This window comes from Pseudomonas sp. SID14000 (genome assembly GCF_002165135.1).
Taxonomy (GTDB): domain Bacteria; phylum Pseudomonadota; class Gammaproteobacteria; order Pseudomonadales; family Pseudomonadaceae; genus Aquipseudomonas.
Window position 1 is genome coordinate 123,802 of record NZ_NFZQ01000009.1, and the last position, 13,908, is coordinate 137,709.

The window sequence follows — 13,908 nt, forward strand, 5'->3', positions numbered from 1 at the left end:
GACCGCTCGTCAACGACTTTTTGAAAAAATTTTAAATTAATTCCGTCGCTTACGTTCCGTGGGGTCATTCCGAGGGTGGAACGTAGCCTTCCGCCTGGGCGTACTCTTCGCCGGCGAAAAACTTGTCCATCTCGCCCTGGAGGAATTTGCGGTCCTCGGCGTTCATCATGTTCAGGCGCTTTTCGTTGATCAGCATGGTCTGGTGCTTCTGCCAGTCGGCCCAGGCTTTCTGCGAGATGTGTTCGAAGATGTCCTGGCCCTTGGCGCCGGGGTAGGGCGGGCGTTCCAGGCCTGGCAGTTCTTCTTTGTACTTGCGGCACATCACGGTGCGGGTCATCGGGCGTCTCCTGCAATCAGTTCGTCGGCCGCGCGTTTGAGCAGCTTTTTCACCGGGGCGGCGAGGCCCAGGCGCGGCGGGGTGGCGAGGTTATACCAGAGCCAGTCGGCCTCGGCCACGTGCTGGCCGACCGGGTCGACGCGCACCAGCCAGGGCTCGATCGCCAGCTGGAAGTGGCTGAAGGTATGGGTCAGGCCGTCCATGGCGCGGCTGTCAGCCAGGCGCAGGCCGTGCTGGTAGGCCAGGTCTTCGAGCTGGGCGATGTCGTCCAGCTCCGGAAGGCTCCACAAACCACCCCACAGGCCGCTGGACGGGCGGCGGTAAAGCAGGATGGCACCTTCGTGGTTGGCCAGCAGCGGCATCAGTGTGCGCCGTTGCGGCAGGGCCTTGCGCGGTTTGGGCTCGGGGTAGCGGGTTTCTTCACCGTGCAGGTGCGCTTCGCAGCCGTGCTGCAGCGGGCAGATCAGGCAACTGGGCTTGCTGCGGGTGCACAGCGTAGCGCCCATGTCCATCATCGCCTGGGTGTAGTGGTTGGCGCGCTGCTGTGGAGTAAAGCGTTCCGCCGTGGCCCACAGCTGGTTGGCTACCTTGGGCTCGCCGGGGTAGCCGGTCTGGGCGGTGTAGCGGGCCAGCACGCGCTTGACGTTGCCGTCGAGGATCGGTGCGCGGATGCCCATGCTGATGCTGGCGATGGCACCGGCGGTGGAGCGGCCGATGCCGGGCAGCTCGGTGAGCTGCTCGACACTGCGCGGGAATTCGCCGCCATGCTGTTCGACCACGATCTTCGCGGCCTTTTGCAGGTTGCGCGCCCGGGTGTAGTAGCCCAGGCCCGTCCACAGGTGCAGCACTTCGTCCTCCGGCGCCTCGGCCAGGGCCTGCACGGTCGGCAGAGCCTGCATGAAGCGATCGAAGTAGTTGAGCACGGTGCTGACCTGGGTCTGCTGCAACATGATTTCCGACACCCACACCCGGTACGGGGTAATGCCCTGTTGCCAGGGCAGGTCGTGACGGCCGTGTTCGTCATACCAATCCAGCACAGCGCTGGAGAACTGCTCGGGGCTCATCGCTTGAACAGCCCCTTGAGCGCGTCTTTCACTTCCGGGCTCACTTTGTCTCCGAGTTTTTCATCGATCTTGTCTTGCAGGCGGTTGCCGGCCAGCTTGGCAGCAACCTTGCCCAGGCCGTTCTGGTCCAGGCGGCAGGCTTTGGCGCCCAGCTCCAGCGGGCCGCGGCAGCGCAGCGGTATTTCGACCCCGACATAGCGTTCGTTCACCTGGCAGGCCGGGTCCGGCATGGCGCGCTGGTCGCCTTCGACGACCACGCCAACGTTGTAGTCCATGCCCAGCACGCGCAAATCGAGGTCACCATGGCTGTTGACGGTCAGGCCCGGAATGCGCGCCTTGAGGTCCGGGTTGTTGGCGACGCCATTGCGCACCACCAGGCTGCCACGCAGTTCCTGGAACGGGGTGTCCTTGCCACGTGGTTCGCCGCTGAGCGATTTTCGGTTCAGCGTGGCGATGGCCTGGCACAGCTGCTGCTCCAGGTTGGCATTGACCAGCACGCCGTCGTTGATGATGAAGTTGGCGTTGCCGTTGAGGGTATCGACCAGCGCCTTCTGGCTGTTGCCGGTCGCGGTCAGGTCGCTGGTCAGGGTCAGCAGGCCTTTGACTGGCGGCGCCTGTTCCTTGCCCTCGGTCTTGATGAAGTGTTCCACCGGCACCCGCTGGATGCTGGTGTTGACGCCCAGTTGCGGCACGGCAGGGCGCACATCGACAGTGCCCTTGGCCTCGAAGGTGCCGTTGTACAGCTCACCGCGCAGGGTTTGCAGGGTCAGCAGGCCACCCTGGCCGATGGCCTTGAGCTGGGCGTCTTCGATCGGCAGTTTGTCCAGGGTCAGCGAGCCGAAGGCCAGGTCGGCCTGCAGGTCGAGGGCGCGCAGGCGGTCGACCGGCAGCAGCTTGTCGTCGCTCCAGGCCACCTGGGTCGGGGCGTTGGGCAGCGGTGTGGTGCCGGCACCGGCGACCGCGCTGGCCTCTTGTTGCTTGACTTCGGCCTGGCGTGCGGCGGTAGCGCCCTTGGCTTGTTCGCTCTTGGCCGGCAGGTAGCGGTCGGCGTCAAAGGTGTCGCCTTTGAGCTGCAGGCGCAGGGCCTGTTTGGCGAAATCTTCGACGGCCACGCGGCCACTGAAGGTGCTGTCGTCCAGCTTCACCGCCAGGTCGTTCAGGGCCAGGCTGTTCGGCGTGCCCTGCAGGCGGGTGACCAGCTCCAGCTTGGCGAAGGCCGCCGGGTCGTTGGTGGCTGGCAGCGGGCGGCCGATGCTGTCGAGGAAGGTGCGCAGGTCGAACTGGGCGATGGACAGGCCGCCGCTCAGCTGTGGCGCCTTGTCCAGGTCACGCAGGTTCAGCTCGCCCAGGGCGCGCAGCTGGTTGGCCGAGACTTTCAGGCCGTTCCACGAGGCTACATTGGCGGCCAGGTCGAGCAGCAACTGGCCTTGGGCGGCGAAGGTCACGGTCTTGCCGCCGGTGGGCTCGCCCGAGGTTTCGCCCGACAGGCGCATGTCTTCGAAGTTGTAGCGCCTGAGCTTGCGGTCGAAGCGCAGCTCGCCGGCCAGTTCGGTGCGGGCTTTGATGTTCGGCTGGCTGGCACTGAGGAAGGCGCTGGCCTTGAGCGGAATGTTCGCCCCTTCATGGACCGGGCCGGTGCTCAGCTGGATGCTTTCGGCGCTGTAGCTCTGGCCGGTCTTGGCATCGGTGTACTGCACGCGGGCGTTATTCACGGTCAGGCTGTCGATGTCCAGCTTGACGGCGCGTTCGTTGCTGGCGACCGGTGCTGACGCCTGTTCGGTCGGTGCCTGGGCCGGAGCACTGGCCTGCGCATCGGCGCTGGCACCGTTCTGCGCGGGCAGCGGCTTGCCGATGTCTTCCCAGTTGCCATGGCCGTGTTCATCACGGACCAGGGTCAGGTTCAGGCCCTCGACGCGCACGTCGCTCATCTGCACTTCGCGGCGCAACAGTGGCAGTACCCGTACCGACAGGCCGAGCATCTGCAGGTCGGCGAATGGCTCCTTGGGTTTGTTCAAGGTTGCGATGCTCGCTTCGTGCAGCTCCAGGCCCAGCCACGGGAACAGGCTCCAGCCAATGTCACCGTTGAGGGTCAGTTCGACGTGAGCCTTGTCACGTGCCAGCTGGCGAATCTCGTCTTTGTAGTCGTTGGGATCGAAGAGGTGGGTCAGGGCGAAGCCCAGCGCCACGATGATCAGCAGCAACCCGAGAAGCCCAAGTCCCAGGATTTTGCCGAACGCTTTCATGGGCGAGTCCTTGTAGTCCGTTATTGAAATTCAAGCGCCAGAGTATAGCGCCGCAGCAGTTGCCCCTGCGTATTCGACTAGAGATACAGGGTATTTCCTACGCATACAGCAGATGGTACGGCTTTCGACAGTATTTTTGCTGTACGCGATCAGCTGTGGGAGCGCAGGACTTCAGAAAGAGGACCGTTTCAGCCGAGCAAAAATTAACGATATCAGATTGCTTTCATGCTACTTGGTGCTGCTACCCTTGCGCCGCTTTGCCTGCACCCTCCCTAATAAGAAGGACCTAATCCTATGAGCAGTACCGTCGCGGCGGGGACCCTGGCCAGTGCGCCAGGCTTCCTGTCGAAGGAGCGCATCATCGCCCGCCCGGGCTTCAACCGCTGGCTGGTCCCGCCCGCCGCCCTGGCCATTCACCTGTGCATCGGCATGGCCTATGGCTTCTCGGTGTTCTGGCTACCACTGTCGCAAGCCCTCGGCATCACCGCCCCGGTCGCCTGCGCGGCGGATATGGGCTTCATGGCCCGTATGTTCAGCGCCGAATGCGATTGGCCGATTTCCATGCTGAGCTGGATCTATACCCTGTTCTTCGTCTTCCTTGGTTGCTCGGCGGCCGTGCTGGGTGGTTGGCTGGAGCACGCCGGCCCGCGCAAGGCCGGCCTGGTGTCGGCGCTGTGCTGGTGCGGCGGCATGTTGATCTCGGCCATTGGCGTGAAAACCCACCAGCTGTGGCTGATGTGGCTGGGCTCCGGCGTAATCGGCGGTATCGGCCTGGGCCTGGGCTACATCTCGCCGGTGTCGACCCTGATCAAGTGGTTCCCGGACAAGCGCGGCATGGCCACCGGCATGGCGATCATGGGCTTCGGTGGCGGGGCCATGGTCGGTGCTCCGCTGGCCACCGCACTGATGGGGCACTTCGGCAACGCGCAGGAAGTCGGCGTGTGGCAGAGCTTCGTCGCCATGGCGGCGATCTACTTCGTGTTCATGACCGCAGGCGCCTTGGCGTATCGCGTGCCGCCGACTGGCTGGAAGCCTGAAGGCTGGAGCGCCCCGGCGAAAAAAGCTGGTAACACCATGGTCACCGACCGCCACGTGCATGTCAGCGTGGCCTGGAAGACTCCGCAGTTCGCCCTGATCTGGCTGGTCCTGTGCCTGAACGTGTCGGCGGGTATCGGCATCCTCGGCATGGCTTCGCCGTTGTTGCAGGAAGTGTTCGCCGGCAAGTTGCTGGGTAACGAGTTGAGCTTCAGCGAGCTGAACAGTGCCCAGTTGGCGCAGATTGCCGCGATCGCCGCCGGTTTCACCGGCTTGCTGAGCCTGTTCAACATCGGCGGGCGATTCTTCTGGGCGTCATTCTCGGACTACATTGGCCGCAAGAACACCTATTTCGCCTTCTTCGCCCTGGGCGTGGGTTTGTACAGCCTGGTGCCGAACATGGGGCACCTGGGCAACGTGGCGCTGTTCGTGGCGGCGTTCTGTATCATCCTGTCGATGTACGGTGGTGGTTTTGCCACGGTACCGGCCTACCTGGCCGACCTGTTTGGCACGCAGATGGTCGGCGCCATTCATGGCCGCCTGCTGACCGCCTGGGCGGCGGCGGGGGTGCTGGGGCCGGTGCTGATCACTTACCTGCGCGAGTACCAGTTGGCGGCGGGGGTGGAGCGTGCAGCTGCTTATGACATGACCCTGTACATCCTCGCCGGCCTGCTGGTGCTGGGCTTTGTCTGCAACATGCTGGTGCGACCGGTGGCCGACAAGCATTTCATGAGCGATGCCGAACTGGCTGCCGAGCGGGCGTTGAGCCATGACAAAGGTGCCGACGGGGCGCGCTCGCTGGAGTGGAAGGCGGCGCCGGGTAGCCTGCCGCTGGTGCTGCTGGCCTGGGCGGTGGTGGTCGTGCCGTTGGCCTGGGGGGTGTGGATTACCCTGCAGAAGACGGCTGTGCTGTTCCATTGATGTAATCCTGGAATGGCCAATGGGGGCGCGTTGCGCCCCTCTCGCGGCGCAAGGCCGCTCCCACAGGTGGGCGCATGCCACAATTACCCGGTTGTATAGACCTGTAGCGGCATTCGGCCCCCGTAATTGCTTGCTTTGCCATATGTCATCCGCGTTTCAAGCCGGCGCGTTCTAGGCCTATAATGAAGCCCTTTTCGCCTAATGATTTTGCGGAGCTGGTGATGGTCGAACGTAAGGCTTCCGTCGAGCGCAACACCCTGGAAACCCAGGTCAAGTGCTCGATCAACCTCGATGGCAGTGGCAAGGCCCGATTCGATATCGGTGTGCCTTTCCTTGAACACATGCTGGACCAGATTGCCCGCCATGGGCTGATCGATCTGGATATCGAGTGCAAGGGTGACCTGCATATCGACGATCACCATACCGTCGAAGACGTCGGCATCACCCTGGGCATGGCATTCGCCCAGGCCATCGGTGACAAGAAGGGCATCTTCCGCTACGGCCACGCCTACGTGCCGCTGGATGAAGCCCTGTCGCGCGTGGTCATCGACTTCTCCGGTCGCCCGGGCCTGCAGATGCACGTGCCGTACACCCGCGCCACGGTCGGTGGCTTCGATGTCGACCTGTTCCAGGAGTTCTTCCAGGGCTTCGTCAACCACGCCCTGGTGACCCTGCACATCGACAACCTGCGTGGCCACAACACCCACCACCAGATCGAGACCGTGTTCAAGGCTTTCGGCCGCGCCCTGCGCATGGCCATCACCCTCGACGAGCGCATGGCCGGGCAGATGCCTTCCACCAAAGGGTGCCTGTAAATGCAGACGGTAGCCGTAATCGACTATGGCATGGGCAACTTGCACTCGGTAGCCAAGGCGCTCGAGCACGTAGGTGCCGGTAAAGTGCTGGTCACCAGCGATGCCTCGGTGATCCGCGAAGCCGATCGTGTGGTGTTTCCGGGGGTGGGCGCGATTCGCGACTGCATGGCCGAAATCCGCCGCCTGGGCTTCGACAGCCTGGTGCGCGAAGTCAGCCAGGACCGCCCGTTCCTCGGCATCTGCGTAGGTATGCAGGCACTGCTCGACCACAGTGAAGAAAACGACGGTGTCGACTGCATCGGCCTGTTCCCCGGCCAGGTGCGTTTCTTCGGCAAGGACCTGCAGGAAGACGGCGAGCACCTGAAGGTGCCACACATGGGCTGGAACGAAGTCGGCCAGACCAACGACCACCCGCTGTGGCACGACATCCCCGACCGTGCGCGGTTCTACTTCGTGCACAGCTACTACATCGATGCCGGCAAGCCGGCCCAGGTGGTCGGCCGCGGGCATTACGGTGTCGATTTCGCCGCTGCGCTGGCCGATGGCTCGCGCTTTGCCGTGCAGTTCCACCCGGAGAAGAGCCATACCCATGGCCTGCAGCTGCTGCAGAACTTCGTCGCCTGGGACGGGCGCTGGTAAATGAGCAGGTCGAAGACCAAGGCCCCGGTCATCACCCTGGCCCCCGAGCAAGAGCGTGAAGCACTGCACACGCTCAAGCGCTTCCTCGAAGACCGTTTCGAGCTGGAGCTGGGGTCGTTCGAAGTGGCCGAGGTCCTCGAGCTGTTCAGCAAAGAAATTGCACCCCATTACTACAACAGGGCGATTGCCGATGTTCAGCTGCACCTCAAGGAGCGGTTCGAGAGCATCGAAAGCGATCTGTGGGCGCTCGAGAAGCCCTGAAACCCCAAGAACAGACAGGTTCCCAAGATGCTGATTATCCCCGCTATCGATCTGAAGGACGGTGCCTGCGTGCGCCTGCGCCAGGGCCGCATGGAAGACTCCACGGTATTTTCCGACGACCCGGTGAGTATGGCCGCCAAGTGGGTCGAGGGTGGCTGCCGCCGCCTGCACCTGGTCGACCTCAACGGCGCCTTCGAAGGCCAGCCGGTCAACGGTGAAGTGGTCACTGCCATCGCCAAGCGCTACCCGACCCTGCCGATCCAGATCGGCGGTGGCATCCGCTCGCTGGAAACCATCGAGCACTACGTCAAGGCTGGCGTCAGCTACGTGATCATTGGCACCAAGGCGGTCAAGCAGCCGGAGTTCGTCGCCGAAGCCTGCAAGGCCTTCCCGGGCAAGGTCATCGTTGGCCTGGACGCCAAGGACGGCTTCGTCGCCACCGACGGCTGGGCTGAAGTGAGCTCGGTGCAGGTCATCGACCTGGCCAAGCGTTTCGAGGCTGATGGCGTCTCGGCGATCGTCTACACCGACATCGCCAAGGACGGCATGATGCAGGGCTGCAACGTGCCGTTCACCAAGGCGCTGGCAGAAGCCACCTCGATTCCGGTGATCGCCTCGGGCGGCATCCACAACCTGGGCGACATCAAGGCCCTGCTGGACGCCAAGGCGCCGGGCATCATCGGCGCCATCACTGGCCGTGCCATCTACGAAGGCACCCTCGATGTCGCCGAGGCCCAGGCCTTCTGCGACAACTACCAAGGCTGAGGACTGAACCATGGCACTGGCCAAGCGCATCATCCCTTGCCTGGACGTGGACAACGGCCGGGTGGTCAAGGGCGTAAAGTTCGAGAATATCCGTGATGCCGGCGACCCGGTCGAAATCGCCCGTCGCTACGATGAGCAAGGTGCCGACGAAATCACCTTCCTCGACATCACCGCCAGCGTCGATGGCCGTGACACCACCCTGCATACCGTCGAGCGCATGGCCAGCCAGGTGTTCATCCCGCTGACCGTGGGCGGTGGCGTACGCACTGTGCAGGACATCCGCAACCTGCTCAATGCCGGTGCCGACAAGGTCTCGATCAATACGGCCGCGGTGTTCAACCCGGAGTTTGTCGGCGAGGCAGCGGACCGTTTCGGTTCGCAGTGCATCGTTGTTGCCATCGACGCCAAGAAGGTGTCCGGGCCGGGCGAAGCGCCACGCTGGGAAATCTTCACCCACGGCGGGCGCAAGCCGACCGGGCTGGATGCCGTTGAATGGGCGAAGAAGATGGAAGGCCTGGGGGCTGGCGAGATCTTGCTGACCAGCATGGACCAGGACGGCATGAAGAACGGTTTCGACCTGGGTGTTACCCGTGCGATCAGTGATGCGCTGGGTATTCCGGTGATTGCCTCGGGCGGGGTGGGTAACCTGCAGCACCTGGCTGACGGCATCCTGGAAGGGCATGCCAGTGCAGTGCTGGCGGCCAGTATCTTCCACTTTGGCGAGTACACGGTGCCGGAGGCCAAGGCCTACATGGCTTCGCGCGGGATCGTCGTTCGCTGACAGAATGCCGGGAGGGCTTTGCCCTCCATTCGCAGCACAAGGCTGCTCCTACAAGGTTACGTGGTCCTTTGTAGGAGCAGCCTTGTGCTGCGAAAGGGCCGCAAAGCGGCCCAATTCCCTCAACCGTGGTTCTTGCCGAGCAAGGCGTGATAAAGCTCGGTATCCCCAAGAATGCCCACCACCTTGTCGTTATCCTGCAACACCAGCTTGTTGCCGGTCTGATAACGAATCTGTAGCGCCTCGCGCATTCCGATATCGGCATTCACCAACGTTGGGCGGCGGCCCAGCAGCTCCACATCCTGCCCCGGTGCCCAGTTCTGCAGGTCAAGCCCGTTCTGCCCTTGGCGTGCGCGCTTGATCGAGCCACCTTCGCCAAGGTCCAGCCACGAGTCGATGCCAGGATCGATGCACACCGAGCCATTCACCCGCTTGCAGTTGTCCAGGCTGCGCATCAGGCTGCGTCCGCACAGCACGTTCAGCGGGTTGGTATGGGCAACGAAGGTACGCACATACTCGTCGGCCGGGTTGAGCACGATCTCTTCCGGCTTGCTGTACTGGATGATCCGCCCGTCCTTCATGATCGCGATGCGGCTACCCAGCTTCAGCGCCTCGTCCAGGTCGTGGCTGACGAAAACGATGGTCTTGCTCAGCTTGGCCTGCAGGCCAAGCAGCTCGTCCTGCAGGCCTTGGCGGATCAGCGGGTCAAGTGCCGAGAACGGTTCGTCCATCAGCAGGATGTCGGCATCCATCGCCAGTGCCCGGGCCAGGCCCACGCGTTGCTGCATGCCGCCAGACAGCTCGTCCGGCTTCTTGTTGCGCCACTGGGTCAGGCCCACCAGCTCAAGCTTTTCGTCGACCAGCTTGCGGCGTTCCTTTTCCGGGCGGCCCTGCATTTCCAGGCCAAAGCTGATGTTCTCGCGCACCGTCAACCACGGCATAAGGGCGAACTTCTGGAATACCATGGCAATGCGCTTGGTGCGCATCATCTTCAGCTCGGCCGGGGTGCAGTGGGCAATGTCGATGTGCTTGCCTTCATGCTCGACGAACAGCTTGCCGCGGCTGACGGTGTTGAGGCCGTTGATGCAGCGCAGCAAACTCGACTTGCCCGAACCGGACAGGCCCATCAGCACACAGATCTCGCCCTTCTGGATATCCAGGTTGGCCTTCTCGACACCCACCACCAGGCCGGTCTGCTTGAGGATCTGCTCGCGGGTCTGGCCCTGGTCGAGCAGGGCCAGCGCTTCGCGTGGCTTGTTGGAGAAGATGACGTCGACGTCTTCGAAACGAATGATGCTCATGCTTCACCCCTTACCGGCAGGTCCGGTTGCTTGCAGATACGGTCGAGCATGATCGCCAGCAGCACGATCGCCAGGCCCGCTTCGAAGCCCAGGGAAATATCGGCGGTGTTCAGTGCGTTGACCACAGGTTTGCCCAGGCCGTCAGCGCCGACCAAGGCGGCGATCACCACCATAGACAGCGACAGCATGATGCACTGGGTAACGCCGGCGGCGATGCTCGGCATCGCGTGAGGCAGTTCGATACGGGTGAGCAGCTGGCGCCGCGAGCAGCCAAAGGCCTTGCCAGCGTCCATCAGCTCCTGCGGGACGTCGCAGATGCCCAGGTAGGTGAGACGGATCGGCGCGGCGATGGCGAACACCACCGTCGAGATCAGCCCCGGCACCACGCCCAGGCCGAACAGGGTCAGGGTGGGAATCAGGTAGACGAAGGTGGGTACCGTCTGCATCAGGTCGAGTACCGGGCGCATGGCGGTATAGAACATTGGTTTGTGCGCGGCGACGATGCCCAGCGGCACGCCGATGGCCACGCATACCACGGTGGCGAAGGTGACCTGGGCCAGGGTTTCCATGGTTTCCTGCCAGTAACCCAGGTTGAGGATCAGCAGGAACGACAGCGCAACGAATACGGTCAGCGCCCACTTGCGCTGGATCAGGTGCGCCAGGGCGGCGAACAGGGCGATTAGGACGAACGGGTTGAACCAGGTCAGGGCACTGGTGACGCCATGGATCATGAATTCCAGGCCTTGCGCGATGGCATCGAAGTAATTCGCGCCGTTCTGGGTCAGCCACTCGACGAACGACGCGATGTACTGCCCCAGGGGTATTTTCTGATCGATAAGCATGATAGCGAGCTTCCACCTGCATAGATTGAACTCAACCCGGGGCAGACACGGTCCTGCCCCGAGGTAGCGCTATTGCGTATTTCGTTATTGCGTCAGCTTGGCCTTGGCCGCCTCAAGGCCTGGTTTGCCATCAACGGTAGTAACGCCGGCCAGCCAGGCATCCAGCTTGCCAGGGTTCTCCTTGAGCCACTTTTTCGCAGCCGCCTCGGGCTTCATCTTGTCGTCCAGGACATAGCCCATCATGGTGCTTTCATCCTTGAGCTCGAACGACAGGTTCTTCAACAGCTGGCCAACGTTGCTGCATTCCTGCGCATAGCCCTTGCGGGTGTTGGTCAATACGGTCGCCTTGCCGAATTCGGGGCCGAAGAAGTCGTCCCCGCCAGTCAGGTATTGCATCTTGAAGCGGGTGTTCATCGGGTGCGGTTCCCAGCCGAGGAACACGATGGCCTCGCCGCGTTTCTGCGCGCGGTCGACCTGAGACAGCATGCCGGCCTCGCTGGACTGGACGATCTTGAAACCGGCGTCCTTCAGGCCGAAGGCGTTCTTGTCGATCATGCTCTGGATGGTGCGGTTGCCATCATTGCCGGGCTCGATGCCGTAGATCTTGCCGTCCAGTTCCTGCTTGAACTTGGGAATGTCGCTGAAGTCCTTCAGGCCCTTGTCATAGAGTGCCTGGGGTACGGCCAGGGTGTACTTGGCGTTTTCCAGGTTGGCGCGCACGGTTTCTACGGTGCCGGCGTCGCGATACTGCTTGATGTCGTTCTCCATGGTCGGCATCCAGTTGCCGAGAAACACGTCCAGGTCCTTGCCGGTGGCCAGCGACTTGTAGGTTACCGGTACCGAGATCATGGTGGTGTGGGTCTTGTAACCCAGTGCTTCGAGCACAACGCTGGTGGTCGCGGTGGTGACTGTAATGTCGGTCCAGCCGACATCCGAGAACCTGACCGTCTTGCACTGCTCGGGCTCGGCGGCCTGGGCCAGCACGGGGGCGGTCAGCATCGCAACCAGCAACAGCGAGAGTGAACCTTTCATGGATGGACTCCTGTGGATTTTGTCTTCGGGTTCGCGTGGTCGCCGGGCTTTCTGGGTGTCCGGTCGACAAGGCCTGCAGAGGGCAGGATGCGTGGCCGTGCTTTACGAGTCGCTTTCGATAATCCTCCAGCGCCGGGCAATCGCCTACTGGTGGGGTCGTAACCAGTACGGAACGGGTCGTATCCAGTATGGGCAATGTCGCTTATGGATTCTTCCACCCCCTCGGCCGCATCTTTGCGTCACCAGACCGCCGTAAAACGGCGTGATGAGGGCCGGATTCGTGCGGCGCTGCTGGACAAAAGTACGTCGGTTGCAGACGGCGAGGGGTGCGGTAAAAGCCCGATGATGCGTGCATTCAAGGCAGCCCGCTGCTTCAGCCTAGCAGCTGCCCCGCCCTGCGCATGGCGCGCAGAGACAAGCCCAGCAAGAGGTGATTCGATAATGGCCATCAGCGTGTTCGACCTGTTCAAGATCGGTGTCGGGCCCTCCAGCTCCCACACCGTCGGCCCCATGCGTGCTGGCGCCCTGTTCGTTCAGGGCCTGCGTGAACGCGGCGAGCTGGAACGTGTGAAGCGGATCGAAGTGCGCCTGTACGGCTCGCTGTCGGCCACCGGTGTCGGCCACGGCACCGACAACGCCACTATCATGGGTTTGATGGGCGAGTGGCCTGACGCCATCGACCCGACCCAGATCATGCCGCGTATTGCCGACCTGCGCGAAACCAACACCCTGCAGCTGGACAACCGCCTGCCCATCGAATTCGTCTGGGCCCGCGACATGCTGCTGCTGGACGAGAACCTGCCGTACCACCCCAATGCCATGACCCTGATAGCCGAAGGCGAGCAGGGCGAGCTGCATCGCGACACCTACTACTCGGTGGGTGGTGGCTTCGTGGTCGATGCCGCCCAGGCCGCCAGCGGCGTGCTGGATGCCGACCAGACGGTGCTGCCATACGACTTCAACAGCGCCGCCGAACTGCTGCGTCTGTGCAAACAAAACGACCTCAGCGTGTCGCAATTGATGATGGCCAACGAGAAGGTCTGGCGCAGCGAGGAAGAGATTCGCGCCGGCCTGCACAAGCTGTGGGATGCCATGCAGGAGTGCGTCAACAATGGCCTCAAGTACGAAGGCACGCTGCCCGGCGGGTTGAACGTGCGCCGCCGAGCCGCCAAGCTGCACCGCAGCCTGCAGGAAATCGGCAAGCCCAACGTGATCGGCTCGACCATGAGCGCCATGGAGTGGGTCAACCTGTTCGCCCTTGCGGTCAACGAAGAAAATGCCGCCGGCGGGCGTATGGTCACCGCACCCACCAATGGTGCGGCCGGCATCATCCCGGCGGTGCTGCACTACTACATGCGCTTCAGCGATGCGGTGAACGAGTCCAGCGTGGTCGATTTCTTCCTCGGTGCGGCCGCGGTGGGCATCCTGTGCAAGAAGAACGCGTCAATCTCTGGTGCCGAAGTGGGTTGCCAGGGTGAAGTCGGCTCGGCTTGCGCCATGGCCGCGGCGGGCCTTGCCGAAGTGCTGGGTGCTACCCCGCCACAGGTGGAGAACGCTGCCGAGATCGCCTTGGAACACAACCTGGGGCTGACCTGCGACCCGGTCGGCGGTTTGGTGCAGGTGCCATGCATCGAGCGCAATGCGATTGCCGCGGTAAAGGCCATCAACGCAGTGCAGATGGCCCTGCGTGGTGACGGCGAGCACTTTATTTCCCTCGACCAGGTGATCCGCACCATGCGCGATACCGGGGCTGACATGCACGACAAGTACAAAGAGACCTCGCGCGGTGGTTTGGCGGTCAGCGCCATCGAGTGCTGATAGCTTGATCTGACCTCAAGGGCCTCTTCGCGGGTGAACCCGCTCCCACAGGTACTG

At 62.9% G+C, this 13,908-nt stretch carries 13 protein-coding genes; 7 read left to right on the plus strand and 6 right to left on the minus strand.

What is annotated here, in order from left to right; all coding sequences use genetic code 11:
• Nucleotides 1-64 precede the first annotated feature (64 nt).
• From CAY82_RS15185 to CAY82_RS15195, 3 genes are read right to left on the minus strand one after another with little or no spacing between them, the layout of a single operon-like run.
• Nucleotides 65-337 carry an oxidative damage protection protein gene (locus tag CAY82_RS15185; RefSeq protein WP_003257478.1) on the minus strand — a complete coding sequence of 91 codons (273 nt, stop codon included), beginning with the start codon at nucleotides 335-337 and terminating at the stop codon, nucleotides 65-67.
• Entirely contained in the window at nucleotides 334-1,401 is a 1,068-nt protein-coding gene (gene mutY, locus CAY82_RS15190; protein WP_087501949.1) for an A/G-specific adenine glycosylase, read from the minus strand. Before mutY ends, CAY82_RS15185 begins: the two co-directional genes overlap by 4 nt.
• Nucleotides 1,398-3,644, minus strand: coding sequence for an AsmA family protein (locus CAY82_RS15195; protein ID WP_087501950.1), 2,247 nt, complete (start codon nucleotides 3,642-3,644; stop codon nucleotides 1,398-1,400). The genes mutY and CAY82_RS15195 overlap by 4 nt, the downstream gene beginning before the upstream one ends.
• 294 nt (nucleotides 3,645-3,938) lie before the next feature.
• Between CAY82_RS15195 and CAY82_RS15200 the strand changes: the two genes are divergently transcribed.
• The 6 genes from CAY82_RS15200 to hisF all read left to right on the plus strand — a co-directional run bounded on the left by CAY82_RS15200 (nucleotide 3,939) and on the right by hisF (nucleotide 8,861).
• Nucleotides 3,939-5,600: an OFA family MFS transporter gene (locus CAY82_RS15200; protein WP_087501951.1), complete on the plus strand. Its 1,662-nt coding sequence runs from the start codon at nucleotides 3,939-3,941 to the stop codon at nucleotides 5,598-5,600.
• A gap of 221 nt (nucleotides 5,601-5,821) precedes the next feature.
• Complete coding sequence (gene hisB, locus CAY82_RS15205; RefSeq protein ID WP_087501952.1) at nucleotides 5,822-6,415, plus strand: imidazoleglycerol-phosphate dehydratase HisB; 594 nt, start codon at nucleotides 5,822-5,824, stop codon at nucleotides 6,413-6,415.
• Nucleotides 6,416-7,054 carry an imidazole glycerol phosphate synthase subunit HisH gene (gene hisH, locus CAY82_RS15210; protein ID WP_087501953.1) on the plus strand — a complete coding sequence of 213 codons (639 nt, stop codon included), beginning with the start codon at nucleotides 6,416-6,418 and terminating at the stop codon, nucleotides 7,052-7,054. It abuts the gene before it with no gap.
• Nucleotides 7,055-7,315 carry a DUF2164 domain-containing protein gene (locus CAY82_RS15215; protein WP_046614499.1) on the plus strand — a complete coding sequence of 87 codons (261 nt, stop codon included), beginning with the start codon at nucleotides 7,055-7,057 and terminating at the stop codon, nucleotides 7,313-7,315. It begins immediately after the preceding gene.
• A gap of 27 nt (nucleotides 7,316-7,342) precedes the next feature.
• The gene (hisA, locus tag CAY82_RS15220) at nucleotides 7,343-8,080 is read left to right on the plus strand and encodes a 1-(5-phosphoribosyl)-5-[(5-phosphoribosylamino)methylideneamino]imidazole-4-carboxamide isomerase (RefSeq protein WP_003257484.1); all 738 of its coding nucleotides are present in this window, start codon (nucleotides 7,343-7,345) and stop codon (nucleotides 8,078-8,080) included.
• Nucleotides 8,081-8,090: 10 nt separating this feature from the next.
• Nucleotides 8,091-8,861: an imidazole glycerol phosphate synthase subunit HisF gene (gene hisF / locus CAY82_RS15225; RefSeq protein WP_003255729.1), complete on the plus strand. Its 771-nt coding sequence runs from the start codon at nucleotides 8,091-8,093 to the stop codon at nucleotides 8,859-8,861.
• A gap of 119 nt (nucleotides 8,862-8,980) precedes the next feature.
• On the opposite strand, the gene choV is transcribed toward hisF, so the two are convergent.
• The 3 genes from choV to CAY82_RS15240 form a co-directional block, all read right to left on the minus strand.
• On the minus strand, nucleotides 8,981-10,159 hold the full coding sequence (gene choV, locus CAY82_RS15230; RefSeq protein ID WP_087501954.1) for a choline ABC transporter ATP-binding protein: 1,179 nt from the start codon (nucleotides 10,157-10,159) through the stop codon (nucleotides 8,981-8,983).
• On the minus strand, nucleotides 10,156-11,004 hold the full coding sequence (choW, locus tag CAY82_RS15235; RefSeq protein ID WP_170931085.1) for a choline ABC transporter permease subunit: 849 nt from the start codon (nucleotides 11,002-11,004) through the stop codon (nucleotides 10,156-10,158). The genes choV and choW overlap by 4 nt, the downstream gene beginning before the upstream one ends.
• 81 nt (nucleotides 11,005-11,085) lie before the next feature.
• On the minus strand, nucleotides 11,086-12,033 hold the full coding sequence (locus CAY82_RS15240) for a choline ABC transporter substrate-binding protein (protein ID WP_087501956.1): 948 nt from the start codon (nucleotides 12,031-12,033) through the stop codon (nucleotides 11,086-11,088).
• A 441-nt stretch (nucleotides 12,034-12,474) separates the two neighbouring features.
• Here CAY82_RS15240 and CAY82_RS15245 point away from each other — a divergent pair, with 441 nt between their 5' ends.
• Entirely contained in the window at nucleotides 12,475-13,851 is a 1,377-nt protein-coding gene (locus CAY82_RS15245) for an L-serine ammonia-lyase (protein ID WP_087501957.1), read from the plus strand.
• The last annotated feature ends 57 nt before the right edge of the window (nucleotides 13,852-13,908 follow it).

Coding starts and splice junctions, on each gene's coding strand:
- hisB (WP_087501952.1), top strand. CDS start 5,822: ATGGTCGAACGTAAGGCTTCCGTCGAGCGCAACACCCTGGAAACCCAG.
- CAY82_RS15185 (WP_003257478.1), bottom strand. CDS start 337: ATGACCCGCACCGTGATGTGCCGCAAGTACAAAGAAGAACTGCCAGGC.
- CAY82_RS15245 (WP_087501957.1), top strand. CDS start 12,475: ATGGCCATCAGCGTGTTCGACCTGTTCAAGATCGGTGTCGGGCCCTCC.
- CAY82_RS15215 (WP_046614499.1), top strand. CDS start 7,055: ATGAGCAGGTCGAAGACCAAGGCCCCGGTCATCACCCTGGCCCCCGAG.
- hisH (WP_087501953.1), top strand. CDS start 6,416: ATGCAGACGGTAGCCGTAATCGACTATGGCATGGGCAACTTGCACTCG.
- hisA (WP_003257484.1), top strand. CDS start 7,343: ATGCTGATTATCCCCGCTATCGATCTGAAGGACGGTGCCTGCGTGCGC.
- CAY82_RS15200 (WP_087501951.1), top strand. CDS start 3,939: ATGAGCAGTACCGTCGCGGCGGGGACCCTGGCCAGTGCGCCAGGCTTC.
- CAY82_RS15240 (WP_087501956.1), bottom strand. CDS start 12,033: ATGAAAGGTTCACTCTCGCTGTTGCTGGTTGCGATGCTGACCGCCCCC.
- CAY82_RS15195 (WP_087501950.1), bottom strand. CDS start 3,644: ATGAAAGCGTTCGGCAAAATCCTGGGACTTGGGCTTCTCGGGTTGCTG.
- hisF (WP_003255729.1), top strand. CDS start 8,091: ATGGCACTGGCCAAGCGCATCATCCCTTGCCTGGACGTGGACAACGGC.
- choV (WP_087501954.1), bottom strand. CDS start 10,159: ATGAGCATCATTCGTTTCGAAGACGTCGACGTCATCTTCTCCAACAAG.
- mutY (WP_087501949.1), bottom strand. CDS start 1,401: ATGAGCCCCGAGCAGTTCTCCAGCGCTGTGCTGGATTGGTATGACGAA.